This is a genomic window from Geodermatophilus sp. CPCC 206100 (genome assembly GCF_048569675.1).
Classification (GTDB): Bacteria; Actinomycetota; Actinomycetes; order Mycobacteriales; family Geodermatophilaceae; genus Geodermatophilus.
In genome coordinates this window covers 53631-71415 of record NZ_JAQISV010000001.1, presented here as the reverse complement: position 1 = coordinate 71415, position 17785 = coordinate 53631, and the positions used below count along the sequence as shown (strand labels likewise).

General features: G+C 75.3%; 17 protein-coding genes. 5 read left to right on the top strand and 12 right to left on the bottom strand.

The genetic code is table 11. The annotated features are described in order from the left end of the window. Positions 1–6 precede the first annotated feature (6 nt). Positions 7–633 carry a TetR/AcrR family transcriptional regulator gene (locus PGN05_RS00330; RefSeq protein ID WP_419750161.1) on the bottom strand — a complete coding sequence of 209 codons (627 nt, stop codon included), beginning with the start codon at positions 631–633 and terminating at the stop codon, positions 7–9. Between the two features lie 103 nt (positions 634–736). On the opposite strand from PGN05_RS00330, the gene PGN05_RS00325 reads away from it, so the two are divergent. The 3 genes from PGN05_RS00325 to PGN05_RS00315 all read left to right on the top strand — a co-directional run bounded on the left by PGN05_RS00325 (position 737) and on the right by PGN05_RS00315 (position 4265). Then, on the top strand, positions 737–1741 hold the full coding sequence (locus PGN05_RS00325; RefSeq protein ID WP_419750159.1) for a hypothetical protein: 1005 nt from the start codon (positions 737–739) through the stop codon (positions 1739–1741). 46 nt (positions 1742–1787) lie between these two features. Beyond that, the gene (locus PGN05_RS00320; RefSeq protein WP_419750157.1) at positions 1788–2495 is read left to right on the top strand and encodes a hypothetical protein; all 708 of its coding nucleotides are present in this window, start codon (positions 1788–1790) and stop codon (positions 2493–2495) included. Between the two features lie 147 nt (positions 2496–2642). Then, entirely contained in the window at positions 2643–4265 is a 1623-nt protein-coding gene (locus PGN05_RS00315; RefSeq protein WP_419750155.1) for a multicopper oxidase family protein, read from the top strand. A gap of 15 nt (positions 4266–4280) precedes the next feature. Here the strand turns inward: PGN05_RS00315 and PGN05_RS00310 are convergent, their stop codons facing one another. From PGN05_RS00310 to abc-f, 6 genes are all read right to left on the bottom strand, one after another. Next, positions 4281–4520 (bottom strand): hypothetical protein, encoded by a 240-nt coding sequence (locus tag PGN05_RS00310; protein WP_419750153.1) that lies wholly within the window; start codon positions 4518–4520, stop codon positions 4281–4283. Then, positions 4517–4978 (bottom strand): SgcJ/EcaC family oxidoreductase, encoded by a 462-nt coding sequence (locus PGN05_RS00305; protein WP_419750151.1) that lies wholly within the window; start codon positions 4976–4978, stop codon positions 4517–4519. The genes PGN05_RS00310 and PGN05_RS00305 overlap by 4 nt, the downstream gene beginning before the upstream one ends. 43 nt (positions 4979–5021) lie before the next feature. Further along, entirely contained in the window at positions 5022–6914 is a 1893-nt protein-coding gene (locus tag PGN05_RS00300) for an ABC transporter ATP-binding protein (protein ID WP_419750149.1), read from the bottom strand. Between the two features lie 69 nt (positions 6915–6983). Next, positions 6984–7733: an enoyl-CoA hydratase/isomerase family protein gene (locus tag PGN05_RS00295; protein WP_419750148.1), complete on the bottom strand. Its 750-nt coding sequence runs from the start codon at positions 7731–7733 to the stop codon at positions 6984–6986. Positions 7734–7756: 23 nt separating this feature from the next. After that, positions 7757–7984, bottom strand: coding sequence for a helix-turn-helix domain-containing protein (locus tag PGN05_RS00290; protein ID WP_419750147.1), 228 nt, complete (start codon positions 7982–7984; stop codon positions 7757–7759). 177 nt (positions 7985–8161) lie between these two features. Continuing rightward, positions 8162–9763: a ribosomal protection-like ABC-F family protein gene (abc-f, locus tag PGN05_RS00285; RefSeq protein WP_419750145.1), complete on the bottom strand. Its 1602-nt coding sequence runs from the start codon at positions 9761–9763 to the stop codon at positions 8162–8164. A gap of 133 nt (positions 9764–9896) precedes the next feature. On the opposite strand from abc-f, the gene PGN05_RS00280 reads away from it, so the two are divergent. Further along, positions 9897–12065: an SCO7613 C-terminal domain-containing membrane protein gene (locus tag PGN05_RS00280; RefSeq protein ID WP_419750144.1), complete on the top strand. Its 2169-nt coding sequence runs from the start codon at positions 9897–9899 to the stop codon at positions 12063–12065. Positions 12066–12183: 118 nt separating this feature from the next. Then, positions 12184–14313: an SCO7613 C-terminal domain-containing membrane protein gene (locus tag PGN05_RS00275; RefSeq protein WP_419750143.1), complete on the top strand. Its 2130-nt coding sequence runs from the start codon at positions 12184–12186 to the stop codon at positions 14311–14313. 115 nt (positions 14314–14428) lie between these two features. Here PGN05_RS00275 and PGN05_RS00270 read toward each other — a convergent pair whose 3' ends face one another. From PGN05_RS00270 to PGN05_RS00250, 5 genes are read right to left on the bottom strand one after another with little or no spacing between them, the layout of a single operon-like run. Further along, positions 14429–14809 carry a metal-sulfur cluster assembly factor gene (locus tag PGN05_RS00270; RefSeq protein WP_419750142.1) on the bottom strand — a complete coding sequence of 127 codons (381 nt, stop codon included), beginning with the start codon at positions 14807–14809 and terminating at the stop codon, positions 14429–14431. Continuing rightward, positions 14806–15279, bottom strand: coding sequence for a Fe-S cluster assembly sulfur transfer protein SufU (gene sufU, locus PGN05_RS00265; protein WP_419750141.1), 474 nt, complete (start codon positions 15277–15279; stop codon positions 14806–14808). The genes PGN05_RS00270 and sufU overlap by 4 nt, the downstream gene beginning before the upstream one ends. Then, positions 15279–16610, bottom strand: a complete 1332-nt coding sequence (locus PGN05_RS00260; protein WP_419750140.1) for a cysteine desulfurase — start codon at positions 16608–16610, stop codon at positions 15279–15281. The genes sufU and PGN05_RS00260 overlap by 1 nt, the downstream gene beginning before the upstream one ends. After that, positions 16607–17428, bottom strand: a complete 822-nt coding sequence (sufC, locus tag PGN05_RS00255) for a Fe-S cluster assembly ATPase SufC (RefSeq protein ID WP_419750139.1) — start codon at positions 17426–17428, stop codon at positions 16607–16609. The genes PGN05_RS00260 and sufC overlap by 4 nt, the downstream gene beginning before the upstream one ends. A 10-nt stretch (positions 17429–17438) precedes the next feature. Beyond that, positions 17439–17783 (bottom strand): non-heme iron oxygenase ferredoxin subunit, encoded by a 345-nt coding sequence (locus PGN05_RS00250; RefSeq protein WP_419750137.1) that lies wholly within the window; start codon positions 17781–17783, stop codon positions 17439–17441. Positions 17784–17785 lie beyond the last annotated feature (2 nt).

Below are 17785 nucleotides of genomic sequence, written 5' to 3'. Positions count from 1 at the left end.
CGACGGTCAGGAGGCCGCACCTCGCGGCGAGTCGGCGCCGGCCCGGACCAGGGCCCGCACCCCGTCGGCGTAGGCGGCGGGGGCCACGTCGCCCAGCAGCAGCCGCTGCAGCAGGAAGCCCAGCACGAGGGAGAGCATTCCCGCCGCCACCGGCTCGGGATCGACGTCCCGGGGCAGCTGCCCGGTCGCCTGCGCGCGCCGCACCACCTCGGCGAAGTACCGGCGGATCGTCCGGTAGGCGCGGTCGACCACCGCGGCCACGCCCGGGCTGCGGAGGGCCTCGCCCCACGCCTGGACGGCGACCCGCGTCATGTCGACCGGCCCCCGCTCGGCGATCGTCGCCACCAGGTCGACCGCGGTCGCCACGGCGTCGGCCGGGGCGGGCGCGTCTTCCGCCGCGAGCAGCTGGTCGAACCGGCCGGCGGCCTGCCCGAGCACCCGGTCGACGATCGCCTCGATCAGCTCGTCCTTGCTGCGGAAGTACCGGTACACCGCCCCGGCCGACAGCCCGGACGCCGCGATGACATCGGCCATCCCGGTGGCCTGGAACCCGTTCGCGGCGAAGCGGGCTGTCGCCGCGTCGATGATCTGGTCGCGGCGGGCGGCGAGGTGGTCCTCGGAGACGCGGGGCACGCGGCCATCGTAGAACGAACGATCGTTCTTGACAGCGCAGCTCCGCCGGAGCACGCTCGGACTGCAAGCGAACGACCGTTCGTTTTGACCTCTAGGAGCCGACATGTCCTCCTCCCCCGCCGCCCGCGGCGCCCGGCCCGCGGTGCTGCTCCCCGTGCTCTTCGCCGTCGCGCTCACCGTCCTGCTCACCGCCTTCGCCTGGCCGGCGGTCCGGTCGCAGCCGCGGGACCTGCCGGTCGCCGTGGCCGGTCCTCCCGCGGCGACCGCGCAGCTGACCGAGGCCCTCACCGCGCGCGAGCCCGGCGCGCTCGAGGTGCGGACCGTCGCCGACCAGGCCGCCGCCGAGGCCGCGATCCGCGACCGCGAGGTCTACGGCGCCGTCGTCGTCGGGGACGGCGGGCCGCAGGTGCTGGTCGCCTCCGCGGCCGGCCCGGTCGTCGCCCAGGCGCTGCGCGAGGTCGCGGGCGGGCTCGGTGCCGCCACCGGCACGCCCGTCCCGGTGGAGGACGTCGTGCCCGCGCCGGCCGCCGATCCGCGCGGCGCCGGCCTGGCCGCCGCGGGGCTGCCGCTGGCCATCGGCGGCATCCTCACCGCGGCCCTGACCTCCCGGCTGCTGCCCCGCCTGCGGCTGCGGATCGCCGCGGCGCTGGGCATGGCCGTGGCCGGCGGCATGGTGACCGCCACCGTGCTCGGCACGTGGCTGGGCTCGCTCAGCGGCGGCTGGTGGACCGTCACCGGCGTCGTGGCCCTCGGCATCGCGGCGACCGCCCTGGTCCTGCTGGGTCTGGAGTCGCTGGCCGGGACCCCGGGTCTGGCCGTCGGGGCCGCGACCGTGGTGCTGCTCGGCAACCCGCTGTCCGGGCTGGCCTCGGCCCCGGAGCTGCTGCCCGCGGGGCTGGGCACGCTGGGCCAGCTGCTGCCGCCCGGGGCGACCGGCTCGCTGCTGCGGTCGGTGTCCTGGTTCGACGGGGCCGGCGCCGGATCCCCGGTCCTGGTCCTCACCGCCTGGGTCGTCGCGGGCCTGCTCCTCGCCGCCGTCGGGGGGTCGCTGCGGCGCCGCCGTCCGCCGGTCGCGGCCGCACCCGCCCCGGTCGCCGTGGCCGCCTGAGCCGCGCCCGGTTGTCGGCCCGGGTCCGGCGGACCACCCTCGGGGCATGGGCGACGACGCCGACTTCTTCGCCCGGCCCGAGGGGCCGGGCGCCCGGCTCGGGATCCCCCCGCGGCTGGCCGGGTGGCTCGCGACGGGGCACCCGGACCAGGTCCACGTCCGGGCGTTCGTGACCCACGCCGAGCGGGTGCTCGGCCCGGCCCCTCAGGGGTCCGCGCGCACGGCGCTGCGGCTGGACGTCGGGTTGCCCGCCGACGTCCGGTTGCTCGACCAGTACGCCCTGTCCCACTACCTCGGCCCGCTGGTGGAGTGGCTGAGCGGGCACGGCGGGTTCGAGTTCGCCAGCGTCTGGGCGACCAAGGGCCCGGGCGAGGACTCCACGGTCCTCGCCGTGCCCGCCGAGCCGGTCGCGCCGCCCGCCGGGGACCGCACCTTCACCGTCCGCACCAGCACCTCGGTCGGGTCCCCGGAGTTCACCCGGCAGGTGCGCGAGCAGCTCTCGGAGCAGGAGCCGCTCCCGGCCGGGCCGGTCTCCCTGCAGCTGTCCTACGCCGTTCCGGCGGGCTGCCACTGGGCGGGGCTCTGGCAGCCGACCGTGGACGCGCTCGTGCCCCTGCTCGGTACCGCGGGCGACGACCGGCCCGACGACCCCCGCGACGGCCGGGTGGTCGAGCTGGGACTGCACCGGCGCGAGGACGCGTCCCTGGGGCACGCCGTGGCGGTCACCGGCGTCCTGCTCCGGGGAGCCGGCTGAGCCGACGGCGCCGGCAGGGACGTTCGGCCTCCCCCGATGCGGGGGTGCGGGCCTCCCCCAACGACGGCTCCGAGTCCTCCGCCCTTCGGACGAGGCTCTGGGCTGCACGGGGATTCGCCTTCGCGGCACGGAGCCAGGAGCACCGTCATGGACGACACCGCACTCACCCGTCGCGACGCACTCAAGGTGGGTGCGCTCTCCGCGGCAGCGCTGAGCATCCCCTTCCTGCCCGGCCCGCTCGCCGCCAAGCGCGCCTCGGAGATCGCCGAGAACAGGATCCCGCGGCCCTACACGATGGCCTTCCGCAAGCCACCGGTGATCCAGCCCAGTGGGCGGATCGGTGACCGGGACGTCTACGAGATCACCCAGAGCCAGGTCAAGCGGGAGATCCTGCCCGGGGTCAAGACGACCCTGTTCGCGTACAACGGCACGGTCCCGGGACCGACCTTCCGGGTGCAGCGCCGACGGCCCATCATCGTCCGCCACATCAACAAGCTGCCGGCCAGGCACCCCAGCCTCGGCTACGTCCCCTGGACCTCGACCCACCTGCACGGCGCACCGTCCCTGCCGCAGTACGACGGGTACGCCAACGACATCTCGCTGCCGGGCCAGTACAAGGACTACTTCTACGACAACCTCGAGCCGGGCCGCACGCTCTGGTACCACGACCACGGCGTGCACCACACCTCCGAGAACGTCTACATGGGCCTGGCGGCGCAGTACCAGATCCTCGACGGGGCGGAGAACAAGCTCGGCCTCCCCCGCGGCGCGTACGACGTCCCACTGATCGTCAGTGACGTCGCCTTCACCGGCAGCGGCGAACTGCTGTTCGACAACCACAGCGACTCGGGGCACATGGGCGACGTCGTCCTGGTCAACGGCGTCCCGTGGCCGCTGATGCCGGTCGAACCACGCAAGTACCGGTTCCGGCTCCTCGTCGCCACCAACGCCCGCAGTTTCCGGTTGCGGCTCTCGAACGACGCCCCGATGAACGTCATCGGCACCGACGGCGGGCTGGTCGCGCGGCCCGTCCCGGTCCAGGAGCTCCTGGTGGGCATGGCGGAGCGGTACGACCTCGTCATCGACTTCGCCCCGTACGAGGGACAGCGGATCGAGCTGCGCAACCTCGATCCCGACAACACCATCGAGTACGACCACACCGACAAGGTCATGGCCTTCCAGGTCGGCCAGAGCGTGAGCGACCCGACCAACAACGCCCTGCCGGCGGCCCTGGTGGAGTCGCCGGTCATGGCCCTCACCCCCCAGCAGGCCGTGACGACCCGCCACATGCGCTTCGAGCGGCAGGGCAGCGAGTGGGTGGTCGACGGCCAGATCTGGGACGACGTGGTCCGCTCGGAGTTCCGCAAGGCGATCGCCGAACCGGGGGTGGGGGACGTCGAGATCTGGGAGCTCGAGAACACCTCCGGCGGGTGGTTCCACCCGGTCCACGTGCACCTCGTCGACTTCAAGATCCTCGACCGCAACGGCACGCCTCCGCGGCCCCAGGAGCAGGGGCCCAAGGACGTCGTCTACGTCGGCGAGGGGGAGGTCGTGCGGATCATCGCCGAGTTCGGCTCCCTGATCACGCCACCGGGCGTGCCCGAGGTCCGCCGGTCCGGGCGCTACATGATCCACTGTCACAACGTGACGCACGAGGACCACGACATGATGACCCAGTTCTGGGTCGGCGGTGAGGGCGCCGGGCCCGATCCGATCCAGGCCGACCCGCCCCGGGCCCTGCCCGCGCCGCCGATCCCGCCGATCGTCTGAGCCGCGGGACGTCCCTCAGCCGGGGTCGGTCCCGACGGCGAGCGGCCGCACCGGGTCGTTCGCCCACTGCGACCACGAACCGGGCCACAGCGCCGCCTCGATCCCGGCCACGGCCAGCGCTGCCACCTCGTGCGCGGCGGTGACACCGGAGCCGCGGTACGCCGCGACCGGCCGCCCGGGGACGACGCCGAGGCGGACGAACCGCTCGGTCAGGACCCCGGCCGGATCGGCGGTGATCAGCACCGGTGCGGTCACTGCACCGCGAGCAGTTCGCGCAACTCCTGCGTCAGCGCATCACGGGCCTCCGGGGACTGGTGCCAGCCCGCCGGCGTGGCCTGCAGCAGCGAGATCCGCCAGCGCCCGCCCTCCTCGGCGGCGACCAGCGTGTGCACCGTGTGCAGCCGGGGGTCGAGGTCGTCGCCGCCCGGCGGGATCATCCCGGCGTGCGCCAGGAGCACCGCGACGTTCGGGCCGATCGGCCGGATCGACCGGACGATCCCGACGTAGCTCTGGGTCGGGTGGCTGCCGAACACCTGGCGCAGGTGCGCGGCGATGGCCAGCCGGCCGTGGTGGTGGCTGCCGTCGTACCCGACGATGTCCCCGTCGTCGGCGAAACCGGCCGCAACCGCCGCACCACTGCGCCGGTTCCAGCCGTCCAGGAACGAGGCGTAGAGCGCTCGGATCTGCGCCTCGTGGGGGTGCGCTGAGGTCACGCTGTCTCCTTACCGACTGCTGGGACAGGAGTGACGGTAGTGCTCAGGCCGCGCCGACCGTCCGCCCCTCGCCGACGGCGAACTGGGTGCGGTACAGGTCCGCGTACCGGCCCCCGAGCGCCAGCAACTCAGCGTGCGTACCCGACTCCACGATGCGACCGTCGTCGACCACGAGGATCTGGTCGGCGCTGCGGATGGTGGACAGCCGGTGCGCGATCACCAGCGACGTCCGGCCGGTGAGGGCGGTGTCCAACGCGTGCTGCACGGCGGCCTCGGACTCGCTGTCCAGGTGCGCGGTCGCCTCGTCGAGGATGACGACGCCCGGCGCCTTGAGCAGCACCCGCGCGATGGCCAGCCGCTGCTTCTCCCCGCCGGAGAGCCGGTACCCGCGGTCCCCGACCACGGTGTCGAGCCCGTCGGGCAGCGACCGCACCAGCGCCGCGATCCGCGCGCCGGCGAGCGCGGCCCAGAGGTCGTCCTCGGTGGCCTCGGGACGGGCGTAGAGCAGGTTGACGCGGATCGTGTCGTGGAACAGGTGCGCGTCCTGGCTCACCACGCCGATCGTGTCGCGCAGCGAGGCGAGGGTGGCGGCCCGGACGTCGACCCCGCCCACCCGCACGGTGCCGCTGGTCGCGTCGTACAGGCGGGTCACGAGGTTGGCGATCGTCGACTTGCCCGCGCCCGAGTGGCCGACGAGCGCGACCAGCTGACCGGGCTCGACCCGGAAGGAGACGTCGTGCAGCACCGCGGTCGGACCGCCGTGCTCGGGCAGCGAGACGTCCTCCAGGGACGGCAGCGACACCTCGGCCGCCGACGGGTAGCTGAAGGACACGTGCTCGAACGCGATCGACCGGTCACCGGCCGGCACCGGGACGGCGTCGGGCGCCTCGCGGATCATCGGCTCGAGGTCGAGCACCTCGAAGACGCGGTCGAAGCTCACCATCGCGCTCATGACGTCGACCCGGACGTTGGCCAGCGCGGTCAGCGGCCCGTACAGCCGGGACAGCAGCAGGGCGAGGGCGACCACGTCGCCCGGGCTGAGCGAGCCGGTGAAGGCCAGCCAGCCGCCGAGGCCGTAGACGAGCGCGGTGGCCAGCGCCGCCACGAGGGTCAGCGCGGTGAAGAAGGTGCGGCCGTACATGGCCGACAGGACGCCGATGTCGCGCACCCGCGCCGCCCGGCCGCTGAAGGCCTCCGCCTCGGCCTGCGGCCGCCCGAACAGCTTGACCAGCAGGGCGCCGGCGACGTTGAACCGCTCGGTCATCGTCGCGTTCATCGACGCGTTGAGCCCGTAAGACTCCCGGGTGATCTCCTGGAGCCGCTTGCCGATCCGCCGGGCCGGCAGCACGAACAGCGGCACGAGCACCAGGGACAGGGAGGTGATCTGCCACGAGAGACTGAACATCACCGCGGCGGTGAGCACCAGGCCGATGGCGTTGGACAGGACGCCGGACAGCGTCGAGGTGAACGCCTGCTGGGCGCCGATCACGTCGTTGTTCAGCCGGCTCACCAGCGCCCCGGTCTGGGTCCGGGTGAAGAAGGCGACCGGCATCCGCTGCACGTGCGCGAACACCCGGCTGCGCAGGTCGTAGATGACGCCCTCACCGATGCGCGCGGAGAACCACCGGGTGGCCAGCGAGATGCCGGCGTCGATGACGGCGAGGCCGGCGATGAGCAGCGCGATCTGCACGATGTCGCCGGCCGTGCCCTCCAGCCCGGCGATGCGGTTCACGATCCGGCCGGCCAGCAGCGGGGTGAGCACGCCGATGATCGAGGAGCCGATGACCAGCAGCACGAAGAAGGTGAGGTCGCGGCGGTAGGGCCGGGCGATGCCCAGGATCCGGCGCACCGTGCCCGGGGGCAGCGCGCGGGCGGTCACCGACGGGTCCCGGCGGAAGGACCGCATCGCCGCCAGGTTGGTCATGGGACCGTGCACGGCCGCGTCACCTCCATCCCGTCGTCGGGCCAACACCACCGTGCGGTGGGGTGTTCCGCGACCAGGATGTCAGCGACCACCGACGAGTTCGGCCAGCCTCCGCGCCTGTGCGGCCCGCTCGGCGGCGTCCTGCGCAGCGGGGTCGTTGCGCACCGCCGAGCGGATCAGCGCGGCGGTCTCGCGGCTCGCCCCCACCGGGGCCGCCGTGATCGCCGCGACCAGCTCGGCCACGGCGTCGTCCAGCGCCCCGGCCGGGACGACGCGGTTGGCCAGCCCCGCCGCCAGCGCCTCGGCGGCGCCCACCGCCCGGCCGGTCAGGCACAGCTCCAGCGCCCGCGAGTAGCCGACGAGCTCGACCAGCGCGCTCGTGCCGGTGAGGTCGGGGACCAGGCCGAGGGTCGCCTCGGGCAGGCGCAGCACGGCGTCCTCGGTGAGCACCCGGAGGTCGCAGGCCAGCGCCAGCTGAGCGCCGGCCCCGATGGCGTGCCCCTGCACGGCGGCGACCGAGACGACGCCCGGGGAACGCAGCCAGCGGAAGCCGGATTGGTAACGGCGGATCCGCTCCTGGGCCTCGGCCGCCGGCAGCCGGCCCAGCTCACCCAGCCCGCCCGGGGTGCCGGGGTCGGCGCTGAACAGGCTGCGGTCCAGACCCGCGGAGAACGCCCGCCCCTCGCCGCGGACGACCACGACCCGGACGCCGTCGTCGAGCGTCTCGCCGACGGCGGCCAGGGCGGCCCAGGTGGCGGGTGTCTGCGCGTTGAGCCGGTCGGCCCGGGCGAGGGTGACGGTGAGAACGGCGCCGTCGCGCGCCGTCCTCACCCAGCCGCCGTCGTCCTCCGGGCTCAACTCTTCTTGCTGTTCCGGTTCGCTCCCCCGCGGCTGCGCAGCGTGGCACCCGACTCCGACAGGAGGCGGTGGACGAACCCGTAGGACCGGTTGGTCGACGTCGCCAGCGAGCGGATGCTCTCGCCGCCGTCGTACCGCTTGCGCAGCTCGTCGGCCAGCGAGGAACGGTCGCCACCGGTGATGCGCTTGCCCTTGCCGAGGTCCGCAGTGCTCGAGTCGGCCATGACTCCCCTCCGTCAGCAGCCGCCGCGGCACCCGCCGGTCCGCGCGACTGCTCGTCCCCTTGGCGCCGGGCCCCGCTGACCCGCCGTCCCGGGTCCATGATCACCCAGGGGCGCGGGGTCGGCCATGTGAACGGACGATGACGGGTCGTGGCCGCCGCCGGGGCGCCCGCTGCGGGGCTAGGCCAGCTCGACGAGGTCGGCGAGGTCCTCGCTCCAGGCGTCCTCGGTGCCGTCGGGCAGCAGGATGACCTTGTCCGGGTCCAGCGCCCGGACCGCGCCCTCGTCGTGGGTGACCAGCACGATCGCGCCGGTGTAGGTGCGCAGCGCCTCGAGCACCTGCTCGCGGCTGGCCGGGTCCAGGTTGTTGGTCGGCTCGTCGAGCAGCAGCACGTTGGCCCCGGAGACGACCAGCGTGGCCATCGCCAGCCGGGTCTTCTCCCCGCCGGAGAGGGTGCCGGCCCGCTGGTCGACGGTGTCCCCGGAGAACAGGAAGGCGCCGAGGATGCGGCGCAGCTCGGTGTCGGTGCTGTCCGGCGCCGCGGACCGCATGACCTCCAGCAGGGAGCGGTCCAGGTCGATGGTCTCGTGCTCCTGGGCGTAGTAGCCCACCCGGAGGCCGTGGCCGGCCTTGACCTCGCCGGTGTCGGGGACCTCGGTGCCGGCGAGCATGCGCAGCAGCGTCGTCTTGCCCGCACCGTTGAGGCCGAGGACGACGACCCGCGTGCCGCGGTCCACCGCCAGGTCGACGTCGGTGAAGACCTCCAGCGACCCGTAGCTCTTGGACAGCCCCTCCGCGGTGAGCGGGGTCTTCCCGCACGCGGTGGGCGTGGGGAAGCGGAGCTTGGCGACGCGGTCCTGCACGCGGACGGCCTCCAGCCCGGCGGCCAGCCGCTGGGCGCGCTTGTCCATGCTCTGCGCCGCCTTGGCCTTGGTCGCCTTGGCGCGCATCTTGTCCGCCTGCGCGGCCAGGGCGTCGATCTTGCGCTCGGTGTTGGCCCGCTCCTGCTTGCGGCGGCGCTCGTCGGTCTCCCGCTGCGCGAGGTAGGGCTTCCAGCCGAGGTTGTAGACGTCGACGGTGGCCCGGTTGGCGTCGAGGTGCCACACCTTGTTGACGACGGCGTCGAGCAGCTCGACGTCGTGGCTGATGACGATGAGCCCGCTCTTGTGCGACGCCAGGAAGCCCTTGAGCCAGCTGATCGAGTCGGCGTCGAGGTGGTTGGTCGGCTCGTCGAGCAGCAGCGTCTCGGCGTCGGAGAACAGGATCCGGGCGAGCTCGACGCGGCGGCGCTGGCCACCGGACAGGGTGCGCAGCGGCTGGACGAGGACCCGGTCGGGCAGGCCCAGCGCCGTGCAGATGCGCGCCGCCTCGCTCTCCGCGGCGTACCCGCCGAGGGCGGCGAACTGGTCCTCCAGCCGGCCGTAGCGGCGCACCGCGCGGTCGCGCTCGGCGTCGTCGGCCGGCTCGGCCATCGCGACCTGCGCCTTGGTCATCTGCGCCCGGAGGACGTCCAGCCCGCGCCCGGAGAGCACGCGGTCGCTGGCGGTGATGTCGAGGTCGCCGCTGCGCGGGTCTTGCGGCAGGTAGCCGATCTCGCCGGTCACGTCGACCTTCCCGGCGTGCGGCAGCCGCTCCCCGGCGAGCGTGGTGAGGGTGGTGGTCTTGCCGGCGCCGTTGCGGCCCACCAGGCCGATGCGGTCGCCGGGCTGCACGCGGAGGGTCGCCTCGCTGATGAGGATGCGGGCGCCGGCGCGCAGCTCCAGCCCGGTGGTCGTGATCACTGATCCCAGGGTAGGCGCTCGATGCGCCGGGGTCCGCCGGATCGCCGGGTGACCCCGTCCACAGGTCTCGGTTCGGTCCACAGCAGGCCGTCGGCTCTCCCCCTGCGGGGCCGTCCGGCGGCACCATCCGGGCATGACCTCGCCGAACGGGACGTCGTGGGGGCCTCCCTGCCCGGTGTGCGGCCGGCTGAGCGCCGGCCCCGGCCCCGCTCCCTGTCCCTCCTGCGGCCTGCCCGCCGTCGGCGAGGCCGCCCTGGTGGTCGCGCGGATCGGCGCGACGATCGAGGAGCTCGCCCACGACCGGGAGCGACTGCTGGCCACCCTGCGCGCCGCGGCGCCCGGGCCACCCGGGCCGGTAGCGGCGCCGGTCTACCCGGCGCCGGCAGCCGCGCCGCTGCCCGTGCACCCGGAGCCGGCACCGGCGGGTCCGGCTCCGGCGGGTCCGGCGGAGCCGCCGTGGCGGCCTCCGTCCGGCCCGCTGCCCCCCTTCCTCGCCGACCCCGCACCGCCGCGCCGCCGGGTCAGCCCCCAGGAGGTGCTGCTGGGGCTGGGTGCCCTGCTCGTCGTCGCGGCCGCGCTCGCCTTCGTCGCCGTCGCCTGGACGCGGCTGGGCGTCGCGTTCCAGGCGGTCGTCATGCTGACGGTCACCGCCACCGCCTGCGGCGCCTCGGCGTGGACGGCGCGGCGCGGCCTGCGGGCGACCGAGGAGGCGCTGGCCGCCGCGGGCGCCGCCCTGCTCGCCGTCGACCTCGGCGCAGCGCACGCGCTCGGCCTCGGTGGGCTCGACGCCGTCCCGCCCCGGCTCTGGACGGCGGTCTCCTGCGCGGTGGTGGCGGCCGCGGGGCTCGGCCTCGGCCGGGCCACCCGCAGCACGGTCGCCTGGCCGCTGGTCGCGCTGCTCGCCGCCCAGCCGGTCCCGCTGCTGCTCCTCCCCCCGGAGGCGGTGCAGAGCGCGGCGGCGGTCGCCGTGGCACTCGCCATGGCGTTCCTGGACGTCGCGGTGGTGCTGCGGCTGCGCCGCGTCCTGGTCCCCGTCGCCGGAGCGCTCGCCGCGCTGTGGGCGGCCGGCGCCGCACTGGGCGGGACGGCTGCCGCCTGGAACGGCGGTCCCCTCGACTCCTGGACGGCGACGGTCCTGCTCGCCGGTGCCGGGGCGTTGCTGCCGCTGCTGCGGCGCCGGCCCCGGCTGGCCGCGCTGCTGCCGCCGGACCGCGTCGCCGTCGGAACGGGTGCCGGCGTCGCGGCACTGGCCCTCGCCGGGGCGCTGGACGGAACCGGGGCGGCCGGTCCGGTCGCCGCGGCCGGGCTGGGTCTGGGCCTCCTGGCCGTCGCGGTCCTCGCCGCGCGGGCTCCGACGGTGCTCCCCGCCCTGCTCGCGGCCGGGGCGACCCTGACGGCGGCCGGGTCGGCCGCGCTGCTCGTCCACGGCCGGCTGGGCGCGCTCGCCGGGGTGGCCCTCGGTGCCACCGTGCCGGCCGTCCTGGCCGCCGTCCGGCTGCCCGCGCACCGCCCGCACGCGGTCGCGGTGGCGCTGCTGTCGCCCGCGGTCGCGGTGCTGCTGGGCGAGCAGGCCGGGCGCCTGACCCCCACGGTCGCCGGACTGCTGCTGGGGATCGTCGCCGCGGTCGGCTTCGGCCTCGCCGCCCTCACCTCCCCGGCCCGCGAGGAGCACGCCGCCGCAGGTGCCGGCCTGCTCGCCGGCCTGGCCGGGGCGGGGACGACCGCGGTGGTCGGGGCCTGGGGCCAGGTGGCGATCATCCTGGCCGTCAGCGCCGCCGCGGCCGGCGCGTACGGGCTGGTCTCCTCCCGGCGCGGGGTCGGCGTCGGTGCGCTCGCCGGCCTGGTCGCCGCGTGCTGGACCGCCGTGGCGGGGGCCGGGGTGGAGGCGCCCGAGGCCTACACGCTCCCGGCCGCGGCCGCCCTGCTGGTCGGCGCGCTCCCCGAGATCCGGGCCGGCGTCCGCTCGTGGGCGGCAGAGGGCCCCGCGGCGGTGGTCGCGCTCGTCCCGTCCGCCCTGGTGGTCGTGGCCGAGCCGTCGGCCGTGCGACTGGTCCCCGTGGTGGTGGCCGCGGCGGCGCTCACCGTGGCGGGCACGCTGGCCCATCGGCAGGCACCGTTCGTCGTCGGTACGGCCGCCCTCGCCTTCGTGGTGCTGGGCCGGCTCGGGCCCTACGCGCCGCTCGTGCCGCGCTGGCTGACCCTCGCCGTCGTCGGGCTCCTCCTGCTGGTGCTCGGCGCCACCTACGAGCGCCGGCGACAGCAGGCTCGCGAGGCGGTCGCCTGGGTGGCCCAGATGCGCTGAACCCGCCGGGGCGGGCCGCGGCCCGCCCCGGCCGGCCGCGCCGCGCTGACCGGTCGCCGGGTGGGCCGGGCCGGCCGGCCCTACGGTGGTCGCGGGCACGGAGCGGAGGGGGGACGTCGTGGGCGATGCACCCCTCCCGCCGCCCCTCCCCTACCGCATCCGCGGCCTGGAGTGGCTGCTGACCGTCGGCGTCGTCCTCGTCGCCACCGCCGGCGCCGGGCTGACCGCGGTCGTCGGCGGCAACTGGGTCCGGGTCCTGCTCCTGGGGCTGGCCGCGGCCGCCGCACTCGCCTCCTGGTTCGGGGCGGTCGGCTCCCTCCGGCGGACCGAGGAGGCCTGCGCGACCGCCGCGGTGGCGCTCACCGCGATCGGCATCGACCCGCGTGGCCCGGTCCTCACCGGCAGTGTGGAGCCGCCGGTGGTCGCCGGTGCGGTGTTCGCCGTCCTGGCGTTCCTGCTGCCCCGGCCGGCGGCGTGGCCCCTCGCGGCCTGGCTCGCGGCACAGGTCGCCGTGCTGCGCGCCGCCGACGGGGTGCCCGAGGGGCTGCCCGAGATGTGGCTGGCGGTCGGGACGGCGCTGGCCGGCCTGGCCACCGCGGGCCTGGCCCGGCCGCTGGTCGCCCGGGTCGCACTGCTCACGGCCCTGCCCTGGTGGACCGCCGGGGTCGTCGGCGCGGTCGCCGTCGCGTGGACCGGGGCCGGACCGGGCCGCTGGGTCCCCGTCGCGGCGTCCCTGGCCTCCGCGACCGGCCTGCTGGCCGTGCGCCAACGCCCGACGCTGCGGCGGCTGCTGCGGCCGCCGGGAGCGGTGCCCGTGCTCGCCGGCATCGCGGTGGGGGCCACGGTCGGTGCGGCCCTGCACTCCCCCGGCGCGGTCCCGGTCCCGCTCGCCGGGTACCTGGGCGTGACACTGGCCTCGGCGGCCGCCGCGCTGCTGACCGGTGCCGTGCGCCGGGTGCTGCTGCCGCCGGTCGTCTGGGGCTCCACCACCCTCGTGGTGCTGTGCCTGGTCCAGCTGCTGGCCGACGCGCGGTGGATCGCGCTGGCCTGGCTGTTCGGGGTCACCGCCGCGTTCAGCCTCGGCACCGCCCTGCTGCGCGCGTCGGAGCGGCCGACCGCGGTGCCCACCGCGGTGGCCTGCGGGGGGCTGTCGGCGCTGTGCACCGTGCCACTGGGCGGTCCGCCGGCCCTGCGGACCGCAGCCGTCGCACTGACCGCCCTGTACCTCCTCGCGCTGGTCGCCGGCCTCGGGATGGAGACGCGCACCCGGCGGCCGACCGCGGCCACCGGTGCGGCCTGCGCCGTCGCGTGCGCCGCCCTGCTCGTGGCCATGGACGCGCGCGGCCAGCTGGCCGCACACCTCACGGTCCAGGGGGCGGCCACCACGGCGTGGGCCTGGGCGATGTGGTTCCGGGCCCGCACCGCGACCGTGTCCCGCCCGCTGGTCGCCGTCCCCCAGCCGGCGGTGGCGGACGAGGCCGGCGACGCAGCCGAGGGGTGGAGCACCCGGCTGGCGGACGCCGCCCGCGCCGCGGCCGGCGCCGGTCTCGGGGCCGTCCGCCGGCTCCGGAGGGCCGCGCAGGGGGCGATCGGCGTGCCGCGGACCCCACCCCCGGCCGCGGCTCCGGAGCCGATCGAGGAGCCGACCGAGGCGGCCGCGCCTGCCGCGCCGGCCGTTGCCGCCGAACCGCCGACGTCGGAGGAGCGGATCGCGGCCGCGGAGGCCTCACCGGCGTGGCGGGCCGGTGCGGCGCAGCTGGTGCTGGCCGCCTGGCAGGTCGACGCGCTGACGGGGGTGCGGGTCCTCGAGGCCTACACGCTGCCCCTGGCGGTCGGGCTGCTGCTCGCGGCCGGGCCGCGGGTGGCGACGGAGCGGTCGGCGCCGGTGTGGGGTCCGGCGCTGTGGGTCGCCGCGGCGCCCTCGGTCACCTGGGCGGTGCTGGCGCCCGGGAGCGAGCGCCCGGTGTGGGTGTTCGTCGTGGCGGCCACCGCCATGGCGGTGGGCGCCTGGCGGTCGGTGCGGGCGCCCGTGGTCGCCGGCGCGGCCACCGCCGTCACGCTGGCCCTCGGGTTGCTGGCGGCCGCGCTGCCGCTGCCCGTCGGGGGCGCGCTCGTCGTCGGCGGCGTCCTGGTGGGCGTCGGTGCGTGGCGTGAGCGGCTGCTGCGCCGGCGGCGGCAGGACCCGGACGACGGCGGCGTCCCCGACCCCGCCGACGGCTTCCCCCGCCGCCTGGCCGACATGCGCTGAGGAAGGACCCCGCTGCCCCCCACGCCTCGCGAGCTCGGCGCCGATCCGGCGCTGTACGGCCCTGCTGCAGGCGCCCGCCGCGAGCCTGCGAGCGGTGGGGGGCAGCAGGGTCCTCCTAGACGCGGAAGCCGAGGGCGCGCAGCTGCTCGCGGCCGTCGTCGGTGATCTTGTCGGGGCCCCACGGCGGCATCCAGACCCAGTTGATCCGGATGTCGTCCACGAGACCGGGGCCGGGGCCGCCGGTGAGGGCCTGGCGGGCCTGGTCCTCGATGACGTCGGTCAGCGGGCAGGCCGCCGAGGTCAGCGTCATGTCGATGACCGCGACGTCGTCCACCACGTCGATGCCGTAGACCAGGCCCAGGTCGACGACGTTGACGCCCAGCTCGGGGTCGACGACGTCGCGCATGGCCTCCTCGACGTCCTCGAGCAGCGCGGACTTGAACGGCGGCAGCTCGGCCGACGTCCCGGCGGTCGTGTTCTCGGTCGTCTCGCTCATGCCTTGCCTCCCGTGGCGGTGGGGCCCGCGGACAGCGCCCGTGCGGACGCGTCCTTGAGGGCCATCCAGCTCATCAGCGCGCACTTGATGCGGGCCGGGTACTTCGAGACGCCGGCGAACGCGACGGCGTCCTCGAGCTCGTCCTCGAGCTTCTCGGCGACCGACGCGTCGCCCTTGCTCTGCATCAGGGTCATGAAGTGCTCACCGGTCTCCAGCGCCTCGGGCACGCTCTTCCCGATGACCAGGTCGTACATCGCCGACACCGACGCCTGGCTGATCGAGCAGCCCATCCCCTCGTAGGAGACGTCGGCCAGGGTGTCGCCGTCCAGGTGCACCCGGAGGGTCACCTCGTCCCCGCAGGTGGGGTTGACGTGGTGCACCTCGGCCTCGAACGGCTCGCGCAGACCGCGGCCGTGCGGGTTCCGGTAGTGGTCCAGGATGATCTCCTGGTACATCGACTGCAGTTGCATCAGGCACCGACCTCCGACGGGAGAACGCCGAAGAACTCCTGGGCCTTCCGGATCGCGTCGGCCAGCGCGTCGATGTCGTCGTACCCGGTGTGCACGTAGAACGTCGCGCGGGTGGTGGCCGGGACGCCGTAGCGCCGCACCACCGGCCAGGCGCAGTGGTGGCCCACCCGGACCTCGACGCCGAGGTCGTCGAGGACCTGGCCGACGTCGTGCGGGTGGATGCCCTCGACGGTGAAGGAGATCGCGCCGCCGCGGGCCACGGTGTCGGGCGGGCCGATCACGGTGACGCCTGGGATCTCGGCCAGCTTCGCCAGCGCGTACCCGGTGAGCGCCTCCTCGTGCGCCTGCACCCGGTCCATGCCCAGCGCCTGCAGGTACTCGACGGCCGCGGCCAGCCCGATCACCTGCGCGGTCATCGGCACGCCGGCCTCGAACCGCTGCGGCGGCGGCATGAAGGTGCTGCCCTCCATGCGGACGACCTCGATCATCGAGCCGCCGGTGAGGAACGGCGGGAGGGCGTCGAGCACCTCGTACCGCCCCCACAGGACGCCGACGCCGGTGGGCCCGAGCATCTTGTGGCCGGAGAACACCAGGAAGTCCGCACCGAGCGTGGCGACGTCGACCGGCTGGTGCGGCACCGACTGCGCGCCGTCGACCAGCACCAGCGCGCCCACCTCGCGCGCGCGGGCGACGACGTCCTCCAGCGGGTTGATCGTGCCGAGGATGTTCGACTGCTGGGTGACCGCGACCAGCTTGGTGCGTTCGTTGACCACGGTCGACAGGTCCGAGAGGTCCAGCCGGCCGTCGTCGGTCAGCCCGAGCCAGCGCAGCGTGGCGCCGGTGCGCTCGCACAGCTGCTGCCAGGGCACCAGGTTGGCGTGGTGCTCCATCTCGGTCACGACGATCTCGTCGCCCTGGCCGACGGCGTACCGGCGGAACCCCGGCTCCTTGGCGGTGGCCGCGTTGGACAGCGCGTAGGCGACGAGGTTGATCCCCTCGGTGCTGTTGCGCGTGAAGACGATCTCCTCGGCCGGCGCGCCGATCAACGCACCGATGGTGGCGCGGGCCGCCTCGTAGCGGCCGGTGGCCTCCTCGGCCAGCTGGTGCGCGCCCCGGTGGGGCGCCGCGTTGCAGGTCTCGTAGAAGTCCCGCTCGGCGTCGAGGACGCTGCGCGGCTTCTGCGAGGTGGCCCCGGAGTCGAGGTAGACCAGCCGCTGCCCGTCGCGCACGGTGCGCGACAGGATCGGGAAGTCCGCCCGGATCGCCTCGACGTCCAGCGGCAGGGGCGGCTTGTGCGCCCCGGCAGCGGGACGCGAGGCGGTCTGGGTCATGACTGGAGGACCTCCGCAGCGGCCGACTCGGCGCTGGCCTGCTCGTTCGAGTCCTTGACGTAGGCGGCGTAGCCCTCGTTCTCGAGCTTCTCCGCCAGCTCCGGACCGCCCTCCTCGACGATCCTGCCGTTGACGAAGACGTGCACGAAGTCGGGCTGGATGTAGCGCAGGATCCGCGTGTAGTGGGTGATCAGCAGGACGCCGATCTCGCCCTCGGCGCGGGTGCGGTTGACGCCCTCGGAGACGATCCGCAGCGCGTCGACGTCGAGGCCGGAGTCGGTCTCGTCGAGGACGGCGATGCGCGGCTTGAGCAGGCGCATCTGCAGGATCTCGTGGCGCTTCTTCTCACCGCCGGAGAAGCCCTCGTTGACGTTGCGCTCGGCGAACGCCGGGTCCATCTCCAGGGCCGCCATCTCGGACTTGACGTCCTTGACCCAGGTGCGCAGCTTCGGCGCCTCGCCCTTGACCGCGGTCGCGGCGGTGCGCAGGAAGTTCGACACCGAGACCCCGGGGACCTCCACCGGGTACTGCATGGCGAGGAACAGCCCGGCGCGGGCCCGCTCGTCGACGCTCATCGCGAGGACGTCCTCGCCGTCGAGGGTCACCGTGCCGCCGGTGATCGTGTACTTCGGGTGCCCGGCGATGGAGTAGGCCAGGGTCGACTTGCCCGACCCGTTCGGGCCCATGATCGCGTGGGTCTCGCCCGCGCGGACGGTCAGGTCGACGCCGCGGAGGATCTCCTTGGCGTCGTCGCCCTCGCCCACGGTGACGTGCAGGTCGCGGATCTCCAGCACGCTGCCGTTCTGGGGGGTGGTCACTGCTCGCTCCTCAGTTGCTGGCCGCGGGGACCTCGGCGTCGACGTCGACCAGGACGTCGTCGCCGTCGACCCGGACCGGGTAGACGGACACCGGCTCGGTGGCCGGCAGGTTGGTGGGCTCGCCGGTGCGCAGGTCGAAGCACGACCCGTGCAGCCAGCACTCGATGGTCGGGGCGCCGCCGAACTCCTCGACGTCGCCCTCGCTCAGCGGGACCTCGGCGTGCGAGCAGAGGTCCTCGATGGCGTAGACCTCGCCCTCGAAGCGGACGACCGCGACGTCGACGTCCGCGAGCTCGACCCGGAGCGAGCCGTTGTCGGGGACCTCGCTCAGGCCGCAGACGCGCTCGAACGACATGC